Consider the following 17,391-nt stretch of genomic DNA (forward strand, 5'->3'; position numbering starts at 1 on the left):
CATATTCTAAAGCGCGTCGCGATCTTTCAGATTCGCTCCTTGCGCTTTAGCTCTTTGTTTTTACGCATGTCGTTGCCGCAAAACCGCTGCACACTTTTGCGCGACATGCTTTAGCCTGCCGACGCGGTGCTGCCGGTCTCGCCGACACTTCCTATCAGCGCTCGCAACGCCTCTTCCCTGCCGTTGAAAAGATTGTGAACACCGATCGCTTCGACGACCCCCGCGCGCTCGAGGATGCCGCGGCTTTCCTCGCTGAGGTCGGTCATTGCGAAAACGATATTCCGCTTTGCCAGGATCTCGGCCACGGCATCGAGCGCGGCTGCGCCGGTGCTGTCGATATGCGTGACGGCGCTGGCATCGAGCACGAGGCATCTGGTTTCGGCAGGGAGTTCCTTCGCTACGGACGCCAGCCGCAGGCGCACGTAATCGGCGTTGTAAAACAGAATGCTGCCTTGGATGGCGAAGACGGCGGCCCCCTCGACAGGGCGCGCTTCCGGAAAGCGGGCAAGATCGAAAAAGCCGTGCCGTCCCTCGATACGTCCAAGAAGACCGTCGCGGGGAAACATCGTCTGACGCAAGAGATAGACGAGCGTTGCCGCAACCGCGACGATGACGCCGTTGAGAACACCGAAGCTGATTGCGCCCCACATGGCGATCAGCGCAAAAATGAATTCCATGCGGCTGATGCGCCAGATCTTTTTCAATTCGTGAATATCGATGAGGCTGATTGCCGCCGTTGCGAGGATTGCGGCGAGCGCGGGAATGGGGAGTATCCGCAGCGCACTGTGAAGGAAAACAAGCGCGGCGATCAGCGTCGCGGCCGATACCAGTCCAGCGACCTGAGAGACGCCGCCTGTCGACAGGTTTATCGCGGTTCGGGAATCCGAGACGCTGACGGGAAACGAGCCGAACAAGCCGGGCGCGATGTTGGCGGCGCCAAGTCCGATCAATTCCTGATTTGCGTCGACCTCCTCTCCGGTTCGTGAGCCGAAGCTTCTTGCTGCGACGATGCCTGCGCCGAAGCTGACGAGAAAGATCGCGGCCGAACCGAGCACGATCTTATCGAGAGGCATCTGATGCAATGCAGGCAGAGATAGGCTCGGCATTCCGCTTGGGATATCGCCGACAACTGCAATGCCCCGGCCTTGGAAGTCGAAGATCGCCGAAAGGACGACCGAGAGGACAACCACCAGAACAGGACCTGGAACTCGGAACCGAAAGGCCCGGACGATCCATAACAGGGCGAACATGATCAGGCCGAGAATGAGCGAAGGCCAGTGGATCAGGCTGCTCTTGGCGAGCATTTCGACGAGCGGCGGGATCAGTCCATCCGATGAGATCTTTACCCCCGTGAAACGACCGATTTGTCCGACCAGGATCGAGAGCGATACGCCGGCGAAGAAACCCACCAGAATGGGACGGGAGAGAAAGCTCGCGAGAACGCCGAGCCTCAGCAGTTTCGCCGCGATGCAGAAGACGCCGACACCAAGCGCAAGGGCCGACGCGATGGCGACCCTGTCGATACCTGCCGTCGTGGGTTCGGCTGCGATGATGGCGCCCATGGCGGCCGCCAGCACGGTCATGGTCGCGGCGTCAGGCCCGACGACCAAAAGCCGGGAAGGACCAAAGATCGCATAGGCGATCGGAGCAACGATGCTGGCATAGATGCCAGTTTCCGGCGGCAGGCCGGCGATGGCGGGATAGGCGATGGCGCTCGGCAAGCCGACTGCGGCAATCGACAGCCCGGCTGGAATGTCACTGCGGAGCCAGTCTCTGTTGAAGCCAGCCAAGCCCCGCAACATCGGAAGACTTCCTATCACCCGCTGGCTCCTTATTTTTGCCGCTGGCACGCATCAATGTTCGAGGAACACGTAGTTCATCCAGCTGCTCATGCGCAGCAGCACCTTGCGCAGAACGGCGACATGGTGCCAATGGTGGGTGTAGACCGCGACCTCCGCGACCACGCCGCCCGGCAGTTGATAATCATCGGTGTTTTCGAGCAACTCGATCCGAGCCAGCGTTTGTCCGGGCGATAGGCGCTCGGGCGATTGCGGGTCGATCAGCGCGCCGCTCGGCTGCAGCTGGCCCTGGGCCATCACATCGATGACCTCTTGCACCCGCGCCTTGAATATCTTGCCGGGTACGGCTTTGAAGGCAACCTCGGCCTCGTCGCCGACGTGGACGCGCTGCAGCGAATTCTGGATGAAGGCTGCCCCCAGCATGCGGTCCTGACTGTCGATGAAGACCATGACCGGCCTGAGCGGAAGGGGATTAGCCATCATTCCGGGGCGGAGGAAGACCTGCGTGACGTAGCCGTCGCTCGGCGCCCGCACCACCGTCTGATCAAGCTCGTATTCGGCATTGTTCAGCTCCGCCTGCAGCCTTGCAACCGTCGGGTTCGTTCCGTTGATGTCAGACTCGTAGGCGAGCCTTGCCTGCGCGGCTTGTGCGCGGGCAGTGTCGACCGTAGCTTCCGACGTCAGATAGATGCCTCGCCGGTTTTCGACCTCGAGTTCGGAAAAGACGGCGCCCCTGCCGCTCGACTTTGCATTCTCGTTCGACTGCTGGAATTTCTCGAAAGCCTGCCGGGACCGGTCCCTTGAGGCCTCGGCGCCCGTGACCGCTGCATTGGCTGCATCCACGGCCGCTTTCAATTGCAGAACGGACTGCTCGGCTTCGGCGAGCGCGGCTTTCTTCTGATCAACCGTGAACTGATAGGGTCGGGGATCGATGCGAAAAAGGATGTCGCCCTTCTTTAGAGGTGCATTCGGTGTCACCGGCACCTCGACGACCTGCCCCCCGACGACGGGAATAACGGGAGCCGAAGTGAAATAGATGCGCCCGTCGCTCGAATAGGGATGATTGTAGCTCATCAAAAGCAGCAGGGTGGAGATGAGGAAGATCCCGCCGAGAACGGCCGTCGCGAGCGTCCACTGGTTTACCGGAATCCTGAATACTTTGAAGATCGTCCAGCAAATCGCGGCATAGGTCAGTATCAGGAGCAGATCCATCAGGCGGTCTCCTTCTCCGGCGCTTGCGCCTCAAGCTCGGCGATCCGGGCATGGAGACGAGCAATTTCCGCATTCGCTTCGACTTCCGCCGATAGTTTGCCGTCCTGCCGGATACCCCAGCCGCGGTCTTCACGGTAAAGCGTCGCCCAGATGAACAGGAACGGCCAGATCGCGTGAAGCGTGAAGAGGCTGACCCATCCAGCGACATGGATGGCATCCTGATGGGGGTGATTGCGCGCCTTGGCGATCAGATGCGGAATGTCGTGAATGGCAATCACGGCATAGAAGAGGGTGACCACGACAAAGGCCAATACGCCCAAGGCAAAATAGTCGAGAAACACGACCCCTCCCTTCCGGCTTGGTCTACCCGAGCCGTCGATCGCAAGCGAAGGTGGAATTGTAGGCCCGTTTCGGCGCAAAGGCCCGTAGCATCGCGTAATCTCTATCGGGGCGTTCGCGGGCGACCCGTCTGACGGACTTGCCTGCGCTGGAAGGAAAGGAGCGAGATCGGCGAGACGAATCCCGTTCGCCGTCTCGTATCGGGCATGGGATGCGTCCTTCCGAAGCCAGCCACCGTAGGATCGCGTATTTTACGTCTCCAGACGGGTCCGCCTGTTATATAGTTTCCACACTGCTTAGCGCAGTTTCGTCGGCGGGGGCGGAGATGGCGTCGGGAGAAAGTGGTTCGACATATCTGTCCGCTCTGGAAACGGCAGAGGCTTATTTTCCCGACCAGGCAAGGCTGGTGCAGCGGCTTTTCTACGTCGATGAGGCTTTTCATAGCATGTGCGAGGATCTCGTTGCCGCGGCGCAGGCTTTGGCGCATGTCGAACAGTTACCCGACACGTTGAGAGAAGCGCGGCGGCTGGAATATGCAGGCCTGGTCGATGCCTTGTTGAAAGAGATGAGGGAGGCGATTTCACAGTCGAAAATTGTAGTGCTCCGGCGGTCACCCGCCATCGGCCCGAAATCTCCGTGAACGCATCCGTCATTCAACTGAACCTAGGGAGGTCAATGTGCGATGAAAGCAATTTCCCGCAAACTGCTTGGTGGGTTGTCAGCTCTGGCGATCATTGCACTGCAGCCAGCCTTCCCCGTGCGAGCACAGGCCCCTGCGCCGGCTGCGGCGCCCACCCAGTCGAGCGCAGAACAGCCCGCGGCTGCCCTTCTTTCGGAGGATGAACTCGAGGTGCTGGTGGCGCGGATCGCGCTCTATCCGGATGAACTGGTCGCGGCGATTTCGGCCGCCTCCCTCTTTCCCCTGCAGATCATCGAAGCGCAGCGTTTCCTGGAAGCGAAAAAGAAAAATGCCGATCTCAAGCCCAAAAGCGATTGGGACGGCAGCGTCGTTTCGCTGCTCAACTACCCTGACATTGTCAAGATGATGAGCGAGGATCTCGATTGGACTCAATCACTCGCCGATGCGCTCGCCAATCAGCAGAAGGACGTGCTGATTGCCATCCAGCAGCTTCGCGACGAGGCGGTGGCAAAGAACATCATTAAGACGGATGACAAGGTGACGGTCGTCACCGAAAACGACAACATCATTATCCGTCCGACCGATCCCGAGAAGATCTATATCCCGCAATATCCGCCGGAAATGCTTTATGAACCGGACTATGCCGCGGCGCCGATCTCCTATTATCCCGATTATTACGACAGCTACTACTATCCGGGTGCCGCGTTCTTTGCCGGAGCGGTCACCGGGCTTGCCTGGGCCGCCGTCGTCAATTGGGACGACTGGGGCGTATGGGGTGGTCGCTGGGACGGCGATATCGACATCGATTGCAACAATTGTCTGAATAATCGCAACTTCAACGGAAAAATGAAGTGGAACGACGTCGACTGGGCGAATGTCGACCGCAGCAAGCTGAGCATCGGCAAAGACCAGCTTGCCAAGCTGGATCGGTCGTCGATCAAATCGGGACTTCAGGCCGACAATCGCAATCAACTGCGAAACAAAGCCGCAGATATCCAGGCAGGCCAGAGGCCGGGTAATCGCGGGACGGCCGCTCGCGCGGAAGATATCCGAAAAAACACGGCGCAAGGACTGAAGGCCAAACCGCAGGCGAACAGGCCGACGGCCGCCAATCGTCAGAACGTATCCCGGCCCGAAACCCGTCCTCAAAAATCGGCCAATCGCCCCTCCAAGCCCGCCCAGAAATCCGTCAAGAAACCCAACAAACCGCAGATGGCTGCCCGGCCCGACAATCGCGGGCGCCAGTCGAGCGCACTCGGCAACGTGCAGTCCGGCCGCCAGCAGACCGTCGCCTCGAAACGAGGCGCGCAAAGCATGGGCGCTCATCGCCCGGCAGCCCGTCCCCAGCATCACTCGCGCCCGATGCCGTCTCGCGGCGGCGGCGGCCGCGGTGGCGGTGGCGGCCGCGGTGGCGGCGGGCGGCGATGACACCCCTTACGAGCCCATGGAGTTACATCATGAGACGTCAATCGATGGTAATCCCGCTCATGCTTGCGACAGCGCTCTGCACGATGCCGACGAAGCCGGCGTTTTCGCAGGGGCAGACGGATCTTGCCGAATACAAGGCGGCAACGCCCTCACCGAAATTCGACAGCCCGTCTCTTGCACTCGATCGGCTGAAATCGGTGCTCGGCTCCAACAATATCGGGGATCTTGGGGATCTGCTCGGTCTGAACGCAGACAAGCTGCGCTCGAGCAACGAGGCAATGATCGCTTATGGATTGATCCGGGAAGGCGCCGAACGACAGATGAGCTTGAAAGACGTCGAAGGTGCCAAGATCGTCGTGATCGGTAATCGACTCTGGCCTCTGCCGTTTCCGCTGACTGAGGACAAGGACGGGAAGTGGTCCTTCGACACGCAGCGCGGCTTCGAGGAGATCATCAATCGGCGCATCGGCGAAAACGAACTCGCGACGATCGACACGATGCATGAATATGTGGCTGCGCAGTATCAATATGTGTCCGACGATCGCGACGGTGACGGTATTTACGAGTTCGCCAAAAAATTGATCAGCAGCCCGGGCAAGCTGGACGGCCTCTACTGGGACCCCAGCGTCTCTGCAGAGGAAAGCCCGGCAAGCGCGCTGGTCGAGACGGCCGCTTTCGGCGCCGCCAAACGTGGGGAAGGTTATTTCGGATACCGCTATCGCATCCTGACCGCCCAGGGCGACAATGTACTGGGCGGCAAACAAAGCTACGTCATCAATGGCTATATGACCGGTGGCTTTGCGCTCGTCGCCTGGCCGGTCACATATCGGGTGACCGGCGTGCAGACCTTTGTCGTCAACGGGATGAGCGTCATCTATCAACGCGATTTGGGGCCGCAAACGGAGCAGCGCGCCGCCGCGATCAAGGAATTCAATCCGGACGCCAATTGGACCATTGTAAGCGAATAGGGTCTTACAGCGCGGCGCGGTCGTCAACCGCCCCATGCACCCGGGGGCGGCTGCATGATGCAACCGCCATGGCGCGATTGGAATAGCGTTTGTTGCCCGTGACTTCCCGCCCAAGCCATTTCGGCAGGGCCGGAAGATCATCTTCGCTCGCTATCTCGATCTCGGCGAGCGTCAATCCTTCATAGACTCCGGCAAAGACGTCTACATCCCAGTTTCTGCCCTCGTACAGAACCCGGTAGCGGGTCTTTTCAATGACGTGGCCAGTCGCATGGAGAAGCAGGTCCCGTGCCTCCTCGACAGGAATCTCGTATTCATATTCGTCCTTGGCGAGCCCTGCTGTGTGGAATTTGATTGTCAGGCAAGCAGAACGGTCGTCGATCAAGCGAACACGTACCGAGTTCTTGTCTCGAGACAGATAGGCCTGCTGCAGGACATGCGACATCCCGGCGCAATCGCGCCAGCTATCGTTACGCACGAGGAATTTGCGCTCGATCTCGATTGCTTTCAAGTTGATCGCCTCTATCTGCTGCCGGTCACTCGACGGGCGGCTCCCAAGTGAGGAAGAAGCCGACGTCTCCCGGCATGCCGTCCGGGAAGCTGATGATCATGGCCTTCAACCCGTAACCCTGCGGTCTGGCAACTTCCTCGAAGAGTTCGAGGAGTTCCTTTGCCTTTCCCTGCAGTGTCTTCTGCCATCCGGACAGGTTGTTGTTGATGGCCCGGCCGCTGTCCGTGCAGAAGGTCGACGGAAAGCTGTAAATCAGCGCCTCATATTTGCCGTCTGCGGCCGCTTTCATGACCAGCCGCTTGATGACGGCGCGTTCCGCTTCGCCAATCTGCTTGCGGAAAAAATCCTCGACGAACTCCGCGTGTTTCTTTGCTTCACGCGCCTTGATCTTTTCGCTGCGCTCCATCTCGACAAGCTGAAGCTCCAGAGCGCGTTTGCGCAGTTCCTCTGCGCTTGTCATGGGGTGGGGTGTAGAGGTCTCAGGTGATGTCATCGCAGGCTCCTCCAGAGAATACATGGCGATGATAGAGCGCGCTTGGAGCCTAAGGCAGTAAAATACATGTCGGTGCCGGTAGAATACGGTATCCTACGCGGGCATTTCGTAAACTGTGACTTACGTCCGTCATTTGGCTATTCATGGGATCCGGTCAGCATTGGTTAGGTTATTCGGCTGGGCGGCATTGCCGTCACGCCTGACGGGGACTATTGTTTAGGACTGCGTGCTGCTGGTTGTTCGCAATCGGAGTCTGGGGGAACCGATGACGAGTGCAGGCATAAACAGGGTCACCGCCTCACAGGAGGAGGTGCAGCAGCAACTTGAGCGCATTCTTTCCAGCCGGGAATTCCGCCTTCCCGAACGGGCAAGGCGTTTCCTTGAATTCGTGGTCACGGAAACGCTTGCAGGCCGTCGCGACTACCTGAAGGCCTTTACCATCGCACAGGCCGTTTTTGGCAGAGACGCGAACTTCGATGCCCAACAGGATCCCTGCGTTCGCATCGAAGCCGGTCGGCTGAGACGGGAACTGGAACACTACTACCTGACCGCCGGCGACGCGGACCGGATCATCATCACCATCCCCAAGGGCGGCTACGCGCCGGTCTTCAATGTCATCAGCAGCGCTGAACCCAATGCTATCTCGCCGCTCAAGCAGTCCGATCTGCCAAGCTCGTCAGACGACAATAACGCTCAGATCAGTGCGGCTGCGGATACGATCAGCCGGGACCAGGCGGACCGGCGCTTATCGCCGGGCCGATATTGGCTTCTTGCGGCGGGCGCGGTGATTGTCCTGGCCTCGGCGGCGGCCCTCCTTCAGCAGGTCGGGTCGCCGAGCACGGAGCGTGAAACGATATCAGGAGCTGATAATCGCCCTAGCATTATCGTCGAGCGTTTCGAAAGCGCCTCCGACGGGAGCCTTGCCTCCGACATCTCTCGCGGCATCACCGACGACATCATCGAGAAGCTGGTCCGCTTCAATGATATCGTTGTCGTCACCGCCATGCCGCGGAATAGAACCGGCGAAGTTTTGTCGCAGCCGCTTTATGCCCTCCAAGGAAGTGTGCGGCTCGAAGGCAGCAAGCTGCGCTCGACAGCCAGACTCGTGCGGCGGGCGGATGCCGCCGTCATCTGGGCAAGTAATTATGATGCCGACATGAAGGTGCAAGGCATCCCGCAAACGCAAGCGAGCCTTGCCGGGGATATCGCGACGGCGGTCGCGCGTCCGTTCGGCGTCATGTTCCAGACCGATACCGCGACCATCGCCGGAAGCACGGACGTTTTTTCATGCGTTCTATCCTACTATAGCTACCGCAGCGAAATGACCGTGCAGGCGCACGAGTTGGCAAAATCCTGCCTGCAGCAGGCCGTGGAAAAAGTGCCGTCCGATTCCAATATCTTCGCCCTTCTTTCGTTGATTCATCTCGACGAGTTCCGCTTTTCATACCAACTTCACACGAAATCGACGGCTGCCACGCTCGACCTCGCGAAGGAACTTGCCGAGCAGGCCGTGCGGCTCGACCCAAAGAATGCACGCGCTCTTCAGGCACTGATGCTTGCCAACTTTTTCGGCAATGATCCGGCCGGAGCCCTGAGCGCCGGCGCTGCCGCCTACGCCAGCAATCCGAACGATACCGAGGTGGCAGGTGAATACGGCCTGCGCCTGTCGATGTCGGGGGAATGGGATAGAGGCTGCACGCTGATTTCGGAGGCAGTCGGCAAGAATGCCGGACCACGCGGATATTACGAGGTCGGAATGGCGCTCTGTGCCTTCATGCGGGGCGATACGCAGGCTGCGGAACTATGGTCGCGCATGTCGGACCTCAATTACAATCCGATGCATCGTCTCGTATTGCTCTCCATTCTCGGCACGCTTGGAAAAAAACAGCAAGCAGAGGAACAGCTTGAGTGGATCAGGCGCGAGTCACCGGCATTGATCCCGAACATCAGGCAGGAGGTCGCCAGGCGGCTGGCGCGGACCGAAGATCAAAAGCGTTTTATTTCGGGAATTGAAGCCGCTGGCCTGTCTGTGCAATAGGGCGAAGCTTGGATCATCGCCAAGCTCTGAGGCTGGAGCGGCTGCCTCCTCCAAGCTGCCGGGCCCCATCACCTTCTTCAATGGCCTACAATACTTCAAAGCATGTGCCGCAGGTTGGGCCTTGCGAGATGTGTATATCCCTTCGTGTTCTGACGGGACGAGGGACGAGCCAAACGAGACGGGGCGGGGATGGAGAGGTCGCGGCATATCCTCTTCGCCCCGTTTACGGGGAGAGGTACCGGCAGCCGAATAAAGGGTTGATTTTATAAAAATTTCCAATATTTACAATAATTTAATTGATTGAAGTGAATCCATTCACGCTAGGGAAGGAAGCATGACGACGATCCGCAGGCCTGGGGAAGTCTATGATTTCTGGTTCGTCAGATGCGGCCGGGAGCTGTGGTTCCGTGCGACGCCGGAGCTTGACGCCGAGATCCGCGAAGGCTTCCGCGATACCCATCTGGCGCTTGCCGCGGGCGTCCGGGACGAATGGCGGGCCGACCCGGAAAGCCGGCTGGCGGCCGTCATCGTGCTCGACCAGTTTCCCCGCAATATCTATCGCGGCACCCCGCTTGCCGTCGCGACCGACGGGCTGGCGCTTCGGGAAGCCAAGCTCGCGCTCGCAGCAGGCGCCGACCAGGCGGTTGAAGCGGCATGCCGCACCTTTTTCTACATGCCCTTCGAACATGCCGAAGACCTTGACGAGCAGGAACGTTCGGTGGCGTTGTTCACCGCGCTTGGCGATGAGGAATATCGCGATTATGCGATCCGCCACCGCGACGTGATCGCCGCCTATGGCCGTTTTCCGCACCGCAATGCCATGCTCGGGCGGGAGTCGACGGCGGCGGAGCGCGACTATCTCTCCAGGCCCGATGCCGGTTTCTGAGGCTTTCCTGGGATATTCCGCCTTTCTGTCGCCTTTCTTTGCTATGACAAGCAGGCATTCTATCCTGACGACAACCCTTCCGGAGGCGCTTTTGCGGCTGAGACCGATCCTGCTTCGCACCATTCTTCTGCTGACGCTGGCGGTCGCGGGCGCGCATTTCAAGGGTGCTGCGGCCTTCGCCCAGGAGCCGCAGGCACCGGCTGCCGCGCAGGAGGCACCGCTTACCGATACGCCACTCGACCAGGCGGCGAAGGAGATCGAAAAGGCGAAGGTCCAGCTGACGGCACTGCAGGACGGCGCCAAGCAGAATGCCGACAATGACGATGCCCTGGTCGGGCTCGCCACCAAGGCTGACGAGCTCAGCCGCGCCGTCATTACCATATCGGTTAATCTCAGGCCGCGTTTCGACCAGATCAAGAACCGGCTTGCCGAGATCGGCGATCCGCCGAAGGACGGGCAGCCGCCCGAGGCGAAGATCGTCACGGACGAGCGCAATGCGCTGACTGCCGAGCGTGCGCAGATCAACGCGGTGACCGGTGACGCCGAAAACCTGTCGATCGCGGTGACGAAGCTCCTCAACGAAATCATCGAAATGCGGCGGCGGCTTTTCGCCGACACGCTTTTCAGGCGCACCGAGATCTCCGTCTCGGTGCTCGACGATGCCGTGAGCGCCTTCGTGCACGAGGCCAGCGAATTCTCGCAGGCTTTGTCGAGCTGGGCCTCTTTCGTCTGGAAGTTCAAGCGGTTCCCGCTGTTTGCCGCGATCTTCCTGTCGCTTGCTTCGGCGCTCATTCTGCTATCCGGCAGCTATCGGCTGTTCGGCTCGTATCTGCGCCGGGACGAGGCGATCGAGAACCCGTCTTATATCGGCCGGCTGTCGATCGCCTTCTGGTCGACGCTGATCCGCACCCTGGCGCTTTCGGTACTGCTCGTCACCTCGTTCTTCTTCCTCAATAGTTTCAATGTTCTGCGGCCCGACATCGCACCTGTCATCGGCGCCCTGTTTGCGGCGATCGGGCTCGTCTATTTCGTCGGCCGTTTCGTCAACGCCATCTTCGCACCGGACGAACCTCGCTGGCGGCTCGTCCGGCTTTCCAATCTCGGCGCACGCTCGATCGGCTATTGCCTGTTGGCGATGGCGATCGTCAACGCGCTCGATTATCTGTTCGGGACGATCGGCGAGGCGATGGGCTCGCCGCTGGTGCTGACCGTGGTCAGGAGCCTGATTGCCGCGCTGATCATCGGCCTGATCCTGATCGCGGCCTCGTTCGGCAAACCGATGCTGGCGAAGAACGGCGATCCCGATGCGCCGGGCCGGCATTGGCCGCGCGGCATGGGGATCATCCTGCGCGTCGTTGGCGCCAGTCTCATCCTCACCGCGCTGACCGGTTATGTCGGGCTGGCGCGCTTCGTCGCCACGCAGCTCATCATCACCGGCGCGGTCGTTGCCACCATGTATGTCGGCCTGCTCTCCGGCAAGGCGATATCAAAGCAGGAAAGCTTCGGCGACACCTTCTTTGCAAGCTTCCTGACGCGCCGCTTCAAGCTTGGGCCGGTGGCGATCGACCAGGCCGGCTTGCTCGTCGGCCTTGCCATCTATGCCGTGGCGCTTCTCGTCGGCATCCCGCTGATCCTGCTGCTCTGGGGCTTCCATGTGCAGGATCTGCAGTTGATCGCCTACCGGCTGTTCACCGAGGTCAGGCTCGGCGGCATCAGCATCTCGCTGCTCGGCATCTGCACCGGCATTCTGCTGTTTGCCGGGGTCTACCTGCTGACACGCTGGCTGCAGCGCTGGCTCGACGGCAATGTGATGGCAAGAAGCCATGTCGATCTCGGCGTGCGCAATTCGGTCAAAACCGGCATCGGCTATCTCGGCGTCGGCATCGCGGCGATCATCGGCGTTTCGGCGGCCGGCATCGATCTGTCGAGCTTCGCGCTGGTCGCCTCAGCACTTTCGGTCGGCATCGGTTTCGGCTTGCAGAACATCGTTTCCAACTTCGTCTCCGGCTTGATCCTGCTCGTCGAGCGGCCGTTCAAGGTCGGAGACCATGTTGTATCAGGCACGGCCGAAGGCATCGTCAAGCGTATCTCGGTGCGCGCCACCGAGATCGAGACCTTCCGCAAGCAGTCGATCATTGTGCCGAATTCGGAGTTGATCAACGGGCTCGTCGGCAACTGGACGCATCGCAACAAGATCGGCCGTTCGGAAATCCCCGTATCCGTCAGCTACAACGCCGATCCGCAGAAGGTGATGGATATCCTGCTGGAACTGACCGCCAAGATTCCGCTCGTCATGCGCAACCCCGAGCCGCATGTCGAATTTTTGCGTTTCGGTCCCTATTCGCTGGATTTCGAGCTGCGCTTCTTCCTCGCCGACATGGGCGACGGCATGACGGTGCGCAACAATTTGAGGATCGAGATCCTCCAGCGCTTCAAGGCCGAGGGGATCGAGATCCCGTTGCCGCAGAGCGATCTCACCATCCATCGAGAGGCTCCTCCCGTCCTTGTCGATGCGGGCAGGGATCGGAAGGGCGACCAAGAAAATCCAGGGGATAAGCCCATGGAGGAGGAAGAGCGGCCGGTGCGGCAATTGCGCAGCCGGACGGCGGACGGCAATCTCAAGAGCTGAACGGGTCATTCAGCCATCATTCACGGGTGTGCGTGCATGATCCCTTCCATCGGGATCGCTGCCGGGGGCAGCACCGATCGTTCGAGGGGAGGGCGCGCCAGCGCCGCCGCACATGATGGCAAGATTTGCCGCCGTTCTGCTTGTCCCGCTGCTTGCCGCGCCCGCGGCTTATGCGGCATCCGTTACCAACACCGATCCGGCGGCCGTCGTGCTCGTCATCACCGAGAGCGGCCAGCGCGTCGAGGTTGTGGTCGATGCCGGCGCTTCGGAAAGCCTCTGCCCCTCCGGTTGCTTCATGACGACGCCCGACGGCGACCGCATCGGACTCGACGGCGGCGAGACGATCGACATCGTCAAGGGCTCGGCCGTCGTCAAGTAGCGGCTGCACTGATTGATGCGCTCAAGCTTCTCCGGGATTGGGAACCGCTTCCGACCGGGCAATCGGGCGCGTCAGCCGCAGAATGGCGAAGAATGCGGCGACGGCGACGGTGCTGAGCAATGCTGCGATAGACAGTGACCATGATACGCCGAGACTGCCCATCAGGAAGGCGAGTGCGAACGGCGCCATCGAGGCGACGACGAGACGGACTGACATGATTTGTCCTTGCCGCCGGCCGTAGCCATCGCTTCCGAAGAGCGCGAGCGGCAAGGTTCCGTAGACGATGCTGTTAAGGCCCGAACCGAGGCCGAAGACGACTGCAAAGACCAGCGCGCCGGGCACCGAGGGTGCGGTGGCGATGAGGATGACAAGGGCTGCCGGCAGCAGGACGGCGCAGATGATCGCCAGCATCACTTGCGACAAGCTCTCACCAAAGACCATGTTGATGAGGCGACTGAGCACCTGTGACGGGCCGAAGAGCGTTCCGACCACCACTGCCATGGCGCCGAGGCCAAGTGCCGACATCACAGGCACCATGTGAACCAGAAGTGCCGCGTTCACGAAGCTCTCCAAAGCAAAGCCCGTCACCATCAGGATAAAGGCCGGCCGGCGCACCGACGGCTGAAGGCTCGGCTCGACGTGTTTTGCGGCCGCCTCTCCGGTCCGTTTCCTGGTCTCGCTGACGCCACGGGAGAGCCAGGCGTGAAGGGGAAGGCAGATGGCGAGATGAAGCGCGGCGAAGATCAGATAGACATTCTGCCATGACAGATGCGCGTGCAGCGCCGTGGTGATCTGCCAGAAGATGGTCGAGGCAAAGCCGGCGATCAGCGTCAGGTAGGTGATGCTGCGCTGAGCAACCCGTGGCCTGATCTGCACGAGCAAGGCGAAGGCGGCGCCATATTGCACCAGGTTCGAGGCGACCTCGATGCCGATCAATGCTGCGATAAAAGCGATCTTTCCCGGTGCGAAGGCGCAGGCGATAAGGGCGGCTGCGGCAATCGCCGAGCCTGATGTCATGATCCTGCCCGCGCCGAAGCGATCGATCCATGTGCCCATAAGCGGTGCGGCCAGGCCGCCGATCAGAAGCGCCGCGGAGAGGGCGCCGAAGATCCATTCCGATGACCAGTTGAGATCACGGGCCATGTCAGGGGCGAGGATGCTGAAGCTGTAATAGAGGCTGCCATAGCCGATGATCTGCGTGAGCCCGAGTGCGGCGATGGCGGCTAACGGCGGTCGTTCGGCGCTGATTGTCATAGGGACCTGAGGCTGACGCGCTGTTCGAGCTTTTCGGCTTCCTCTTTCCGTTCGCTGTAGCGGTCGGTCAGATAGTTCGAGGCATCACGGGTCAGCAGTGTGAACTTCACCAGTTCCTCGCAGACGTCGACGACGCGGTCGTAATAGGATGAGAGTTTCATACGGCCGTTCGCGTCGAATTCCTGGAAAGCTTTGGCGACGGAGGACTGATTGGGGATCGTGATCATCCGCATCCAGCGGCCAAGGATGCGCAGTTGGCCGACCGCGTTGAACGACTGGGAACCGCCGGAGACCTGCATCACCGCCAGCGTCTTGCCTTGTGTCGGCCGCACCGAGCCAACCGACAACGGAATCCAGTCGATCTGCGCTTTCATGATACCGCTCATTGCGCCATGACGTTCAGGACTGACCCAGACCTGGCCTTCCGACCATGCCGACAATTCGCGCAGTTCCTGAACTTTTGGGTGGCTGGCCGGTTCCTCGTCAGGCAGCGGCAGACCTTCGGGATTGAAGATCCGTACCTCGCAGCCGAAATATTCGAGCAGCCGTGCGGCCTCCTGTGCGAGGAGGCGGCTGTAGGACACTGTTCGCAGGGAGCCATAAAGGATCAGGATGCGAGGCTTGTGCGTCGAGAACGTCGGCCTGAGTGCATCCATATTCGGCTGATGCAGATGCATCGGAGATGCTGCGGGCAGATCAGACAATGCGCTTGCCTTCGGCATCGAGCACCTTCTCGCCGTCCTCTTTGGTGAAGGCGCCCTTATACGTTTCCGGCAGGATTTCGAGGACAAGTTCCGACGGCCGCGACAGGCGTGTGCCGAGCGGCGTGACGACGAAGGGGCGGTTAATCAGGATCGGATCTTTCAGCATGGCGTCGAGAAGCTGATCGTCGGTAAGATCGGGGTTGTCGAGGCCGAGCTCCGCAAAGGGCGTGCCCTTTTCGCGGATCGCCTCGCGAACACTCAATCCTGCATCCGCAATCATCTTGATCAGCTGTTCGCGCGACGGCGGGTTTTTCAGATATTCGATCACATTAGGCTCAATGCCGGTGTTCTGGATCATCGCCAGCGTGTTGCGCGAGGTGCCGCATTCCGGGTTGTGATAGATCGTCACATCGATAGTCATCAGGCAGATTCCGTCTTGGTCAGGGTTTCAGGATTGCGGGATTCCATCAACAGCCATCCCGCGAACATCAGCGCCAGCAATGCGCCGAGGATTTCAGCAACGAGAAAACCCGGTAGATCGATCGGGCGGATGCCGGAAAATGTGTGCGTCAGTGATCGGGCAATCGCGACCGCGGGATTGGCAAACGACGTGGAAGCGGTAAACCAGTAGGCGGCGGTGATATAAAGGCCGACCAGCCATGCCACGGCATCGGCGCGAAAGCGAACACCGGCGAAGATGACGAAGACGAGGCCGAAGGTTGCCGTCAATTCGGAGAGCCATTGTGCGCCGTCGGTCCGCACGGTTTCCGAGGCCTGCAGCAGGGGAAGAGCGAACATGGCATGGGCGAGCATCGTTCCGGCAATGCCGCCGACGATCTGCGCGGCGATGTAGGCCGGAAGGGTAGAGGCGGGCAGCTCGCGCCGGAGCGCAAAAACCAGCGACACCACCGGATTGAATTGCGCGCCGGAAATCGGGCCCAAGATGGTGACGAGGACGACAAGCACCGCCCCCGTTGCCAGCGTATTAGCGAGCAGCGCAAGCGCCGTATCGTTCGTCAGGCTATCCGCCATGATTCCGGATCCGACGACGGTTGCCACCAGCAACAGCGTGCCCAGGGCTTCGGCGGCGAGTCGTCGAGACAGCGGAAACACTGGCGCGCTCATGCCGGCAGGCTCCGGACCATCAAGGCGGCGGATGCCGGGCACAGGCTTGCGGCCTGGCGCGTCGTCAGGATGGCGGCGGGCGCATCATCGCGGGCGATCGGAAGAAAACCGAGCGATTGAAAGAACGGGGCGGCCGTTTCAGTCAGCACATAGGCAGCAGCAGCACCTTTCTTATGGGCCTGATCGAGCAAGGCAAGGGTAATCGTATGGCCGAAGCCAAAGCCTTGCTGATCGGGCAGCACGACAATGGAACGCAGGAGTGCGGCCTCGCCATAGAGTTCCAGTCCGCCGAAGCCGACCGTCTGGCCGCCGCGCGAAAACCGGTAGAAGCTTCGGCCGGGGTCTGTGAGGTCATCGACCGGAAGTCCGGCGGCTGCGAGCACGGCGCGAAGGTTGTCATCGGGCCCTTCCAAGGCCTGCTGGTTCAAATCGAAACCCATCAGCCGGCCTTGGACGGTTTTGCTGTCGTGCCTTCCATGGCGCCGATCTGATGCAGGTGCGATTGAAGCGCGAGGTTGTCGATCGAGGAAAGAGGCTGCAGGATCGATTCCGCCAGGATCGAGCGGGCAGAATTGCCCGTGCAGAGAAAGAGCACATTGTAAACGCGATCAGTGGTCATTGCAGTTTCTCCTTCCCTTTTGGCGCACAGCAGGCCGCGACCTCCGCGGCAGGGGCACAGATTTCCGGATGCCCGGAGCAGCAATCTTCCATCAAGAAGCGAACCAGGCCACCTAGCGCCTCGTAGTTCGCGGTATAAATGATCGACCGGGATTCACGCTGCTGCGCGATCAGCCCGGACCGTTCGAGTTCCTTCAGATGGAAGGAGATATTGGACGGCGAGACCTCCGCCTTCTCCGCGATCGCGCCCGCCGCCATACCGCCGGGACCCGAAACCACGAGCATACGGACGATGTGCAGGCGGGTTTCCTGCGACAGCGCGCCGAACGCTATGAGGGCTTGACGTTGATCCATATTTCAATAATCCTTGA

18 protein-coding genes and 1 pseudogene are annotated in these 17,391 nt (G+C 60.4%); 7 read left to right on the plus strand and 12 right to left on the minus strand.

The window, feature by feature from the left end:
* Positions 1 to 110: 110 nt before the first annotated feature.
* The 3 genes from FHT75_RS04875 to FHT75_RS04885 are packed head-to-tail and all read right to left on the minus strand — an operon-like array spanning position 111 to position 3,352.
* Positions 111 to 1,802 carry a SulP family inorganic anion transporter gene (locus FHT75_RS04875; RefSeq protein ID WP_206114806.1) on the minus strand — a complete coding sequence of 564 codons (1,692 nt, stop codon included), beginning with the start codon at positions 1,800 to 1,802 and terminating at the stop codon, positions 111 to 113.
* Between the two features lie 51 nt (positions 1,803 to 1,853).
* Positions 1,854 to 3,011 carry an HlyD family secretion protein gene (locus tag FHT75_RS04880; protein ID WP_028756255.1) on the minus strand — a complete coding sequence of 386 codons (1,158 nt, stop codon included), beginning with the start codon at positions 3,009 to 3,011 and terminating at the stop codon, positions 1,854 to 1,856.
* Positions 3,011 to 3,352: a DUF3302 domain-containing protein gene (locus FHT75_RS04885; RefSeq protein ID WP_047610340.1), complete on the minus strand. Its 342-nt coding sequence runs from the start codon at positions 3,350 to 3,352 to the stop codon at positions 3,011 to 3,013. Before FHT75_RS04885 ends, FHT75_RS04880 begins: the two co-directional genes overlap by 1 nt.
* Positions 3,353 to 3,675: 323 nt before the next feature.
* Here FHT75_RS04885 and FHT75_RS04890 point away from each other — a divergent pair, with 323 nt between their 5' ends.
* From FHT75_RS04890 to FHT75_RS04900, 3 genes are read left to right on the plus strand one after another with little or no spacing between them, the layout of a single operon-like run.
* The gene (locus FHT75_RS04890) at positions 3,676 to 3,990 is read left to right on the plus strand and encodes a hypothetical protein (RefSeq protein WP_097594260.1); all 315 of its coding nucleotides are present in this window, start codon (positions 3,676 to 3,678) and stop codon (positions 3,988 to 3,990) included.
* A gap of 42 nt (positions 3,991 to 4,032) precedes the next feature.
* On the plus strand, positions 4,033 to 5,418 hold the full coding sequence (locus FHT75_RS04895) for a DUF3300 domain-containing protein (protein ID WP_047610337.1): 1,386 nt from the start codon (positions 4,033 to 4,035) through the stop codon (positions 5,416 to 5,418).
* 29 nt (positions 5,419 to 5,447) lie between these two features.
* Entirely contained in the window at positions 5,448 to 6,386 is a 939-nt protein-coding gene (locus tag FHT75_RS04900) for a DUF2950 family protein (protein ID WP_028757189.1), read from the plus strand.
* Positions 6,387 to 6,390: 4 nt separating this feature from the next.
* On the opposite strand, the gene FHT75_RS04905 is transcribed toward FHT75_RS04900, so the two are convergent.
* Together FHT75_RS04905 and FHT75_RS04910 are read right to left on the minus strand one after the other, a co-directional pair.
* Positions 6,391 to 6,894, minus strand: a complete 504-nt coding sequence (locus FHT75_RS04905) for a CYTH domain-containing protein (RefSeq protein ID WP_049816532.1) — start codon at positions 6,892 to 6,894, stop codon at positions 6,391 to 6,393.
* Positions 6,895 to 6,919: 25 nt separating this feature from the next.
* Complete coding sequence (locus FHT75_RS04910; protein ID WP_028758642.1) at positions 6,920 to 7,387, minus strand: hypothetical protein; 468 nt, start codon at positions 7,385 to 7,387, stop codon at positions 6,920 to 6,922.
* A 265-nt stretch (positions 7,388 to 7,652) separates the two neighbouring features.
* Between FHT75_RS04910 and FHT75_RS04915 the strand changes: the two genes are divergently transcribed.
* The 4 genes from FHT75_RS04915 (at position 7,653) to FHT75_RS04930 (ending at position 13,319) form a co-directional block, all read left to right on the plus strand.
* Positions 7,653 to 9,425, plus strand: coding sequence for a hypothetical protein (locus FHT75_RS04915; RefSeq protein WP_097594261.1), 1,773 nt, complete (start codon positions 7,653 to 7,655; stop codon positions 9,423 to 9,425).
* 334 nt (positions 9,426 to 9,759) lie between these two features.
* The gene (locus FHT75_RS04920; RefSeq protein WP_028757186.1) at positions 9,760 to 10,311 is read left to right on the plus strand and encodes a DUF924 family protein; all 552 of its coding nucleotides are present in this window, start codon (positions 9,760 to 9,762) and stop codon (positions 10,309 to 10,311) included.
* Positions 10,312 to 10,402: 91 nt separating this feature from the next.
* Positions 10,403 to 12,940: a mechanosensitive ion channel family protein gene (locus tag FHT75_RS04925; protein ID WP_183844923.1), complete on the plus strand. Its 2,538-nt coding sequence runs from the start codon at positions 10,403 to 10,405 to the stop codon at positions 12,938 to 12,940.
* Positions 12,941 to 13,052: 112 nt separating this feature from the next.
* Positions 13,053 to 13,319: a hypothetical protein gene (locus FHT75_RS04930; protein WP_028758639.1), complete on the plus strand. Its 267-nt coding sequence runs from the start codon at positions 13,053 to 13,055 to the stop codon at positions 13,317 to 13,319.
* A gap of 21 nt (positions 13,320 to 13,340) precedes the next feature.
* Here FHT75_RS04930 and arsK read toward each other — a convergent pair whose 3' ends face one another.
* From arsK to FHT75_RS04965, 7 genes and pseudogenes are all read right to left on the minus strand, one after another.
* On the minus strand, positions 13,341 to 14,573 hold the full coding sequence (gene arsK / locus FHT75_RS04935) for an arsenite efflux MFS transporter ArsK (RefSeq protein WP_183844924.1): 1,233 nt from the start codon (positions 14,571 to 14,573) through the stop codon (positions 13,341 to 13,343).
* Positions 14,570 to 15,295, minus strand: a complete 726-nt coding sequence (arsH, locus tag FHT75_RS04940; RefSeq protein WP_179874652.1) for an arsenical resistance protein ArsH — start codon at positions 15,293 to 15,295, stop codon at positions 14,570 to 14,572. The genes arsK and arsH overlap by 4 nt, the downstream gene beginning before the upstream one ends.
* Complete coding sequence (gene arsC, locus FHT75_RS04945) at positions 15,270 to 15,698, minus strand: arsenate reductase (glutaredoxin) (RefSeq protein ID WP_183844925.1); 429 nt, start codon at positions 15,696 to 15,698, stop codon at positions 15,270 to 15,272. The genes arsH and arsC overlap by 26 nt, the downstream gene beginning before the upstream one ends.
* Positions 15,698 to 16,402: an aquaporin gene (locus FHT75_RS04950; RefSeq protein WP_183844926.1), complete on the minus strand. Its 705-nt coding sequence runs from the start codon at positions 16,400 to 16,402 to the stop codon at positions 15,698 to 15,700. The genes arsC and FHT75_RS04950 overlap by 1 nt, the downstream gene beginning before the upstream one ends.
* A complete protein-coding gene (gene arsN2, locus FHT75_RS04955; protein ID WP_047610321.1) occupies positions 16,399 to 16,842 on the minus strand; it encodes an arsenic resistance N-acetyltransferase ArsN2 in 444 nt (147 codons plus the stop codon). Before arsN2 ends, FHT75_RS04950 begins: the two co-directional genes overlap by 4 nt.
* A gap of 95 nt (positions 16,843 to 16,937) precedes the next feature.
* Positions 16,938 to 17,021: pseudogene (locus FHT75_RS36470) on the minus strand (arsenate reductase ArsC); the annotation flags it as partial.
* A complete protein-coding gene (locus FHT75_RS04965; protein WP_063475086.1) occupies positions 17,018 to 17,374 on the minus strand; it encodes an ArsR/SmtB family transcription factor in 357 nt (118 codons plus the stop codon). The pseudogene FHT75_RS36470 and the gene FHT75_RS04965, both read right to left, overlap by 4 nt.
* Positions 17,375 to 17,391 lie beyond the last annotated feature (17 nt).

Origin of the sequence: Rhizobium sp. BK112, assembly GCF_014193215.1 — a bacterium.
GTDB classification, from domain to species: domain Bacteria; phylum Pseudomonadota; class Alphaproteobacteria; order Rhizobiales; family Rhizobiaceae; genus Rhizobium; species Rhizobium anhuiense.

Excerpts from the sequence above, each read along its gene's own strand:
- arsK (WP_183844924.1), bottom strand. The coding sequence starts at position 14,573 with ATGACAATCAGCGCCGAACGACCGCCGTTAGCCGCCATCGCCGCACTC.
- FHT75_RS04900 (WP_028757189.1), top strand. The coding sequence starts at position 5,448 with ATGAGACGTCAATCGATGGTAATCCCGCTCATGCTTGCGACAGCGCTC.
- FHT75_RS04915 (WP_097594261.1), top strand. The coding sequence starts at position 7,653 with ATGACGAGTGCAGGCATAAACAGGGTCACCGCCTCACAGGAGGAGGTG.
- FHT75_RS04965 (WP_063475086.1), bottom strand. The coding sequence starts at position 17,374 with ATGGATCAACGTCAAGCCCTCATAGCGTTCGGCGCGCTGTCGCAGGAA.
- FHT75_RS04920 (WP_028757186.1), top strand. The coding sequence starts at position 9,760 with ATGACGACGATCCGCAGGCCTGGGGAAGTCTATGATTTCTGGTTCGTC.
- FHT75_RS04895 (WP_047610337.1), top strand. The coding sequence starts at position 4,033 with ATGAAAGCAATTTCCCGCAAACTGCTTGGTGGGTTGTCAGCTCTGGCG.
- arsH (WP_179874652.1), bottom strand. The coding sequence starts at position 15,295 with ATGCCGAAGGCAAGCGCATTGTCTGATCTGCCCGCAGCATCTCCGATG.
- FHT75_RS04875 (WP_206114806.1), bottom strand. The coding sequence starts at position 1,802 with ATGTTGCGGGGCTTGGCTGGCTTCAACAGAGACTGGCTCCGCAGTGAC.
- FHT75_RS04890 (WP_097594260.1), top strand. The coding sequence starts at position 3,676 with ATGGCGTCGGGAGAAAGTGGTTCGACATATCTGTCCGCTCTGGAAACG.
- FHT75_RS04880 (WP_028756255.1), bottom strand. The coding sequence starts at position 3,011 with ATGGATCTGCTCCTGATACTGACCTATGCCGCGATTTGCTGGACGATC.
- arsN2 (WP_047610321.1), bottom strand. The coding sequence starts at position 16,842 with ATGGGTTTCGATTTGAACCAGCAGGCCTTGGAAGGGCCCGATGACAAC.
- arsC (WP_183844925.1), bottom strand. The coding sequence starts at position 15,698 with ATGACTATCGATGTGACGATCTATCACAACCCGGAATGCGGCACCTCG.
- FHT75_RS04910 (WP_028758642.1), bottom strand. The coding sequence starts at position 7,387 with ATGACATCACCTGAGACCTCTACACCCCACCCCATGACAAGCGCAGAG.
- FHT75_RS04950 (WP_183844926.1), bottom strand. The coding sequence starts at position 16,402 with ATGAGCGCGCCAGTGTTTCCGCTGTCTCGACGACTCGCCGCCGAAGCC.
- FHT75_RS04930 (WP_028758639.1), top strand. The coding sequence starts at position 13,053 with ATGATGGCAAGATTTGCCGCCGTTCTGCTTGTCCCGCTGCTTGCCGCG.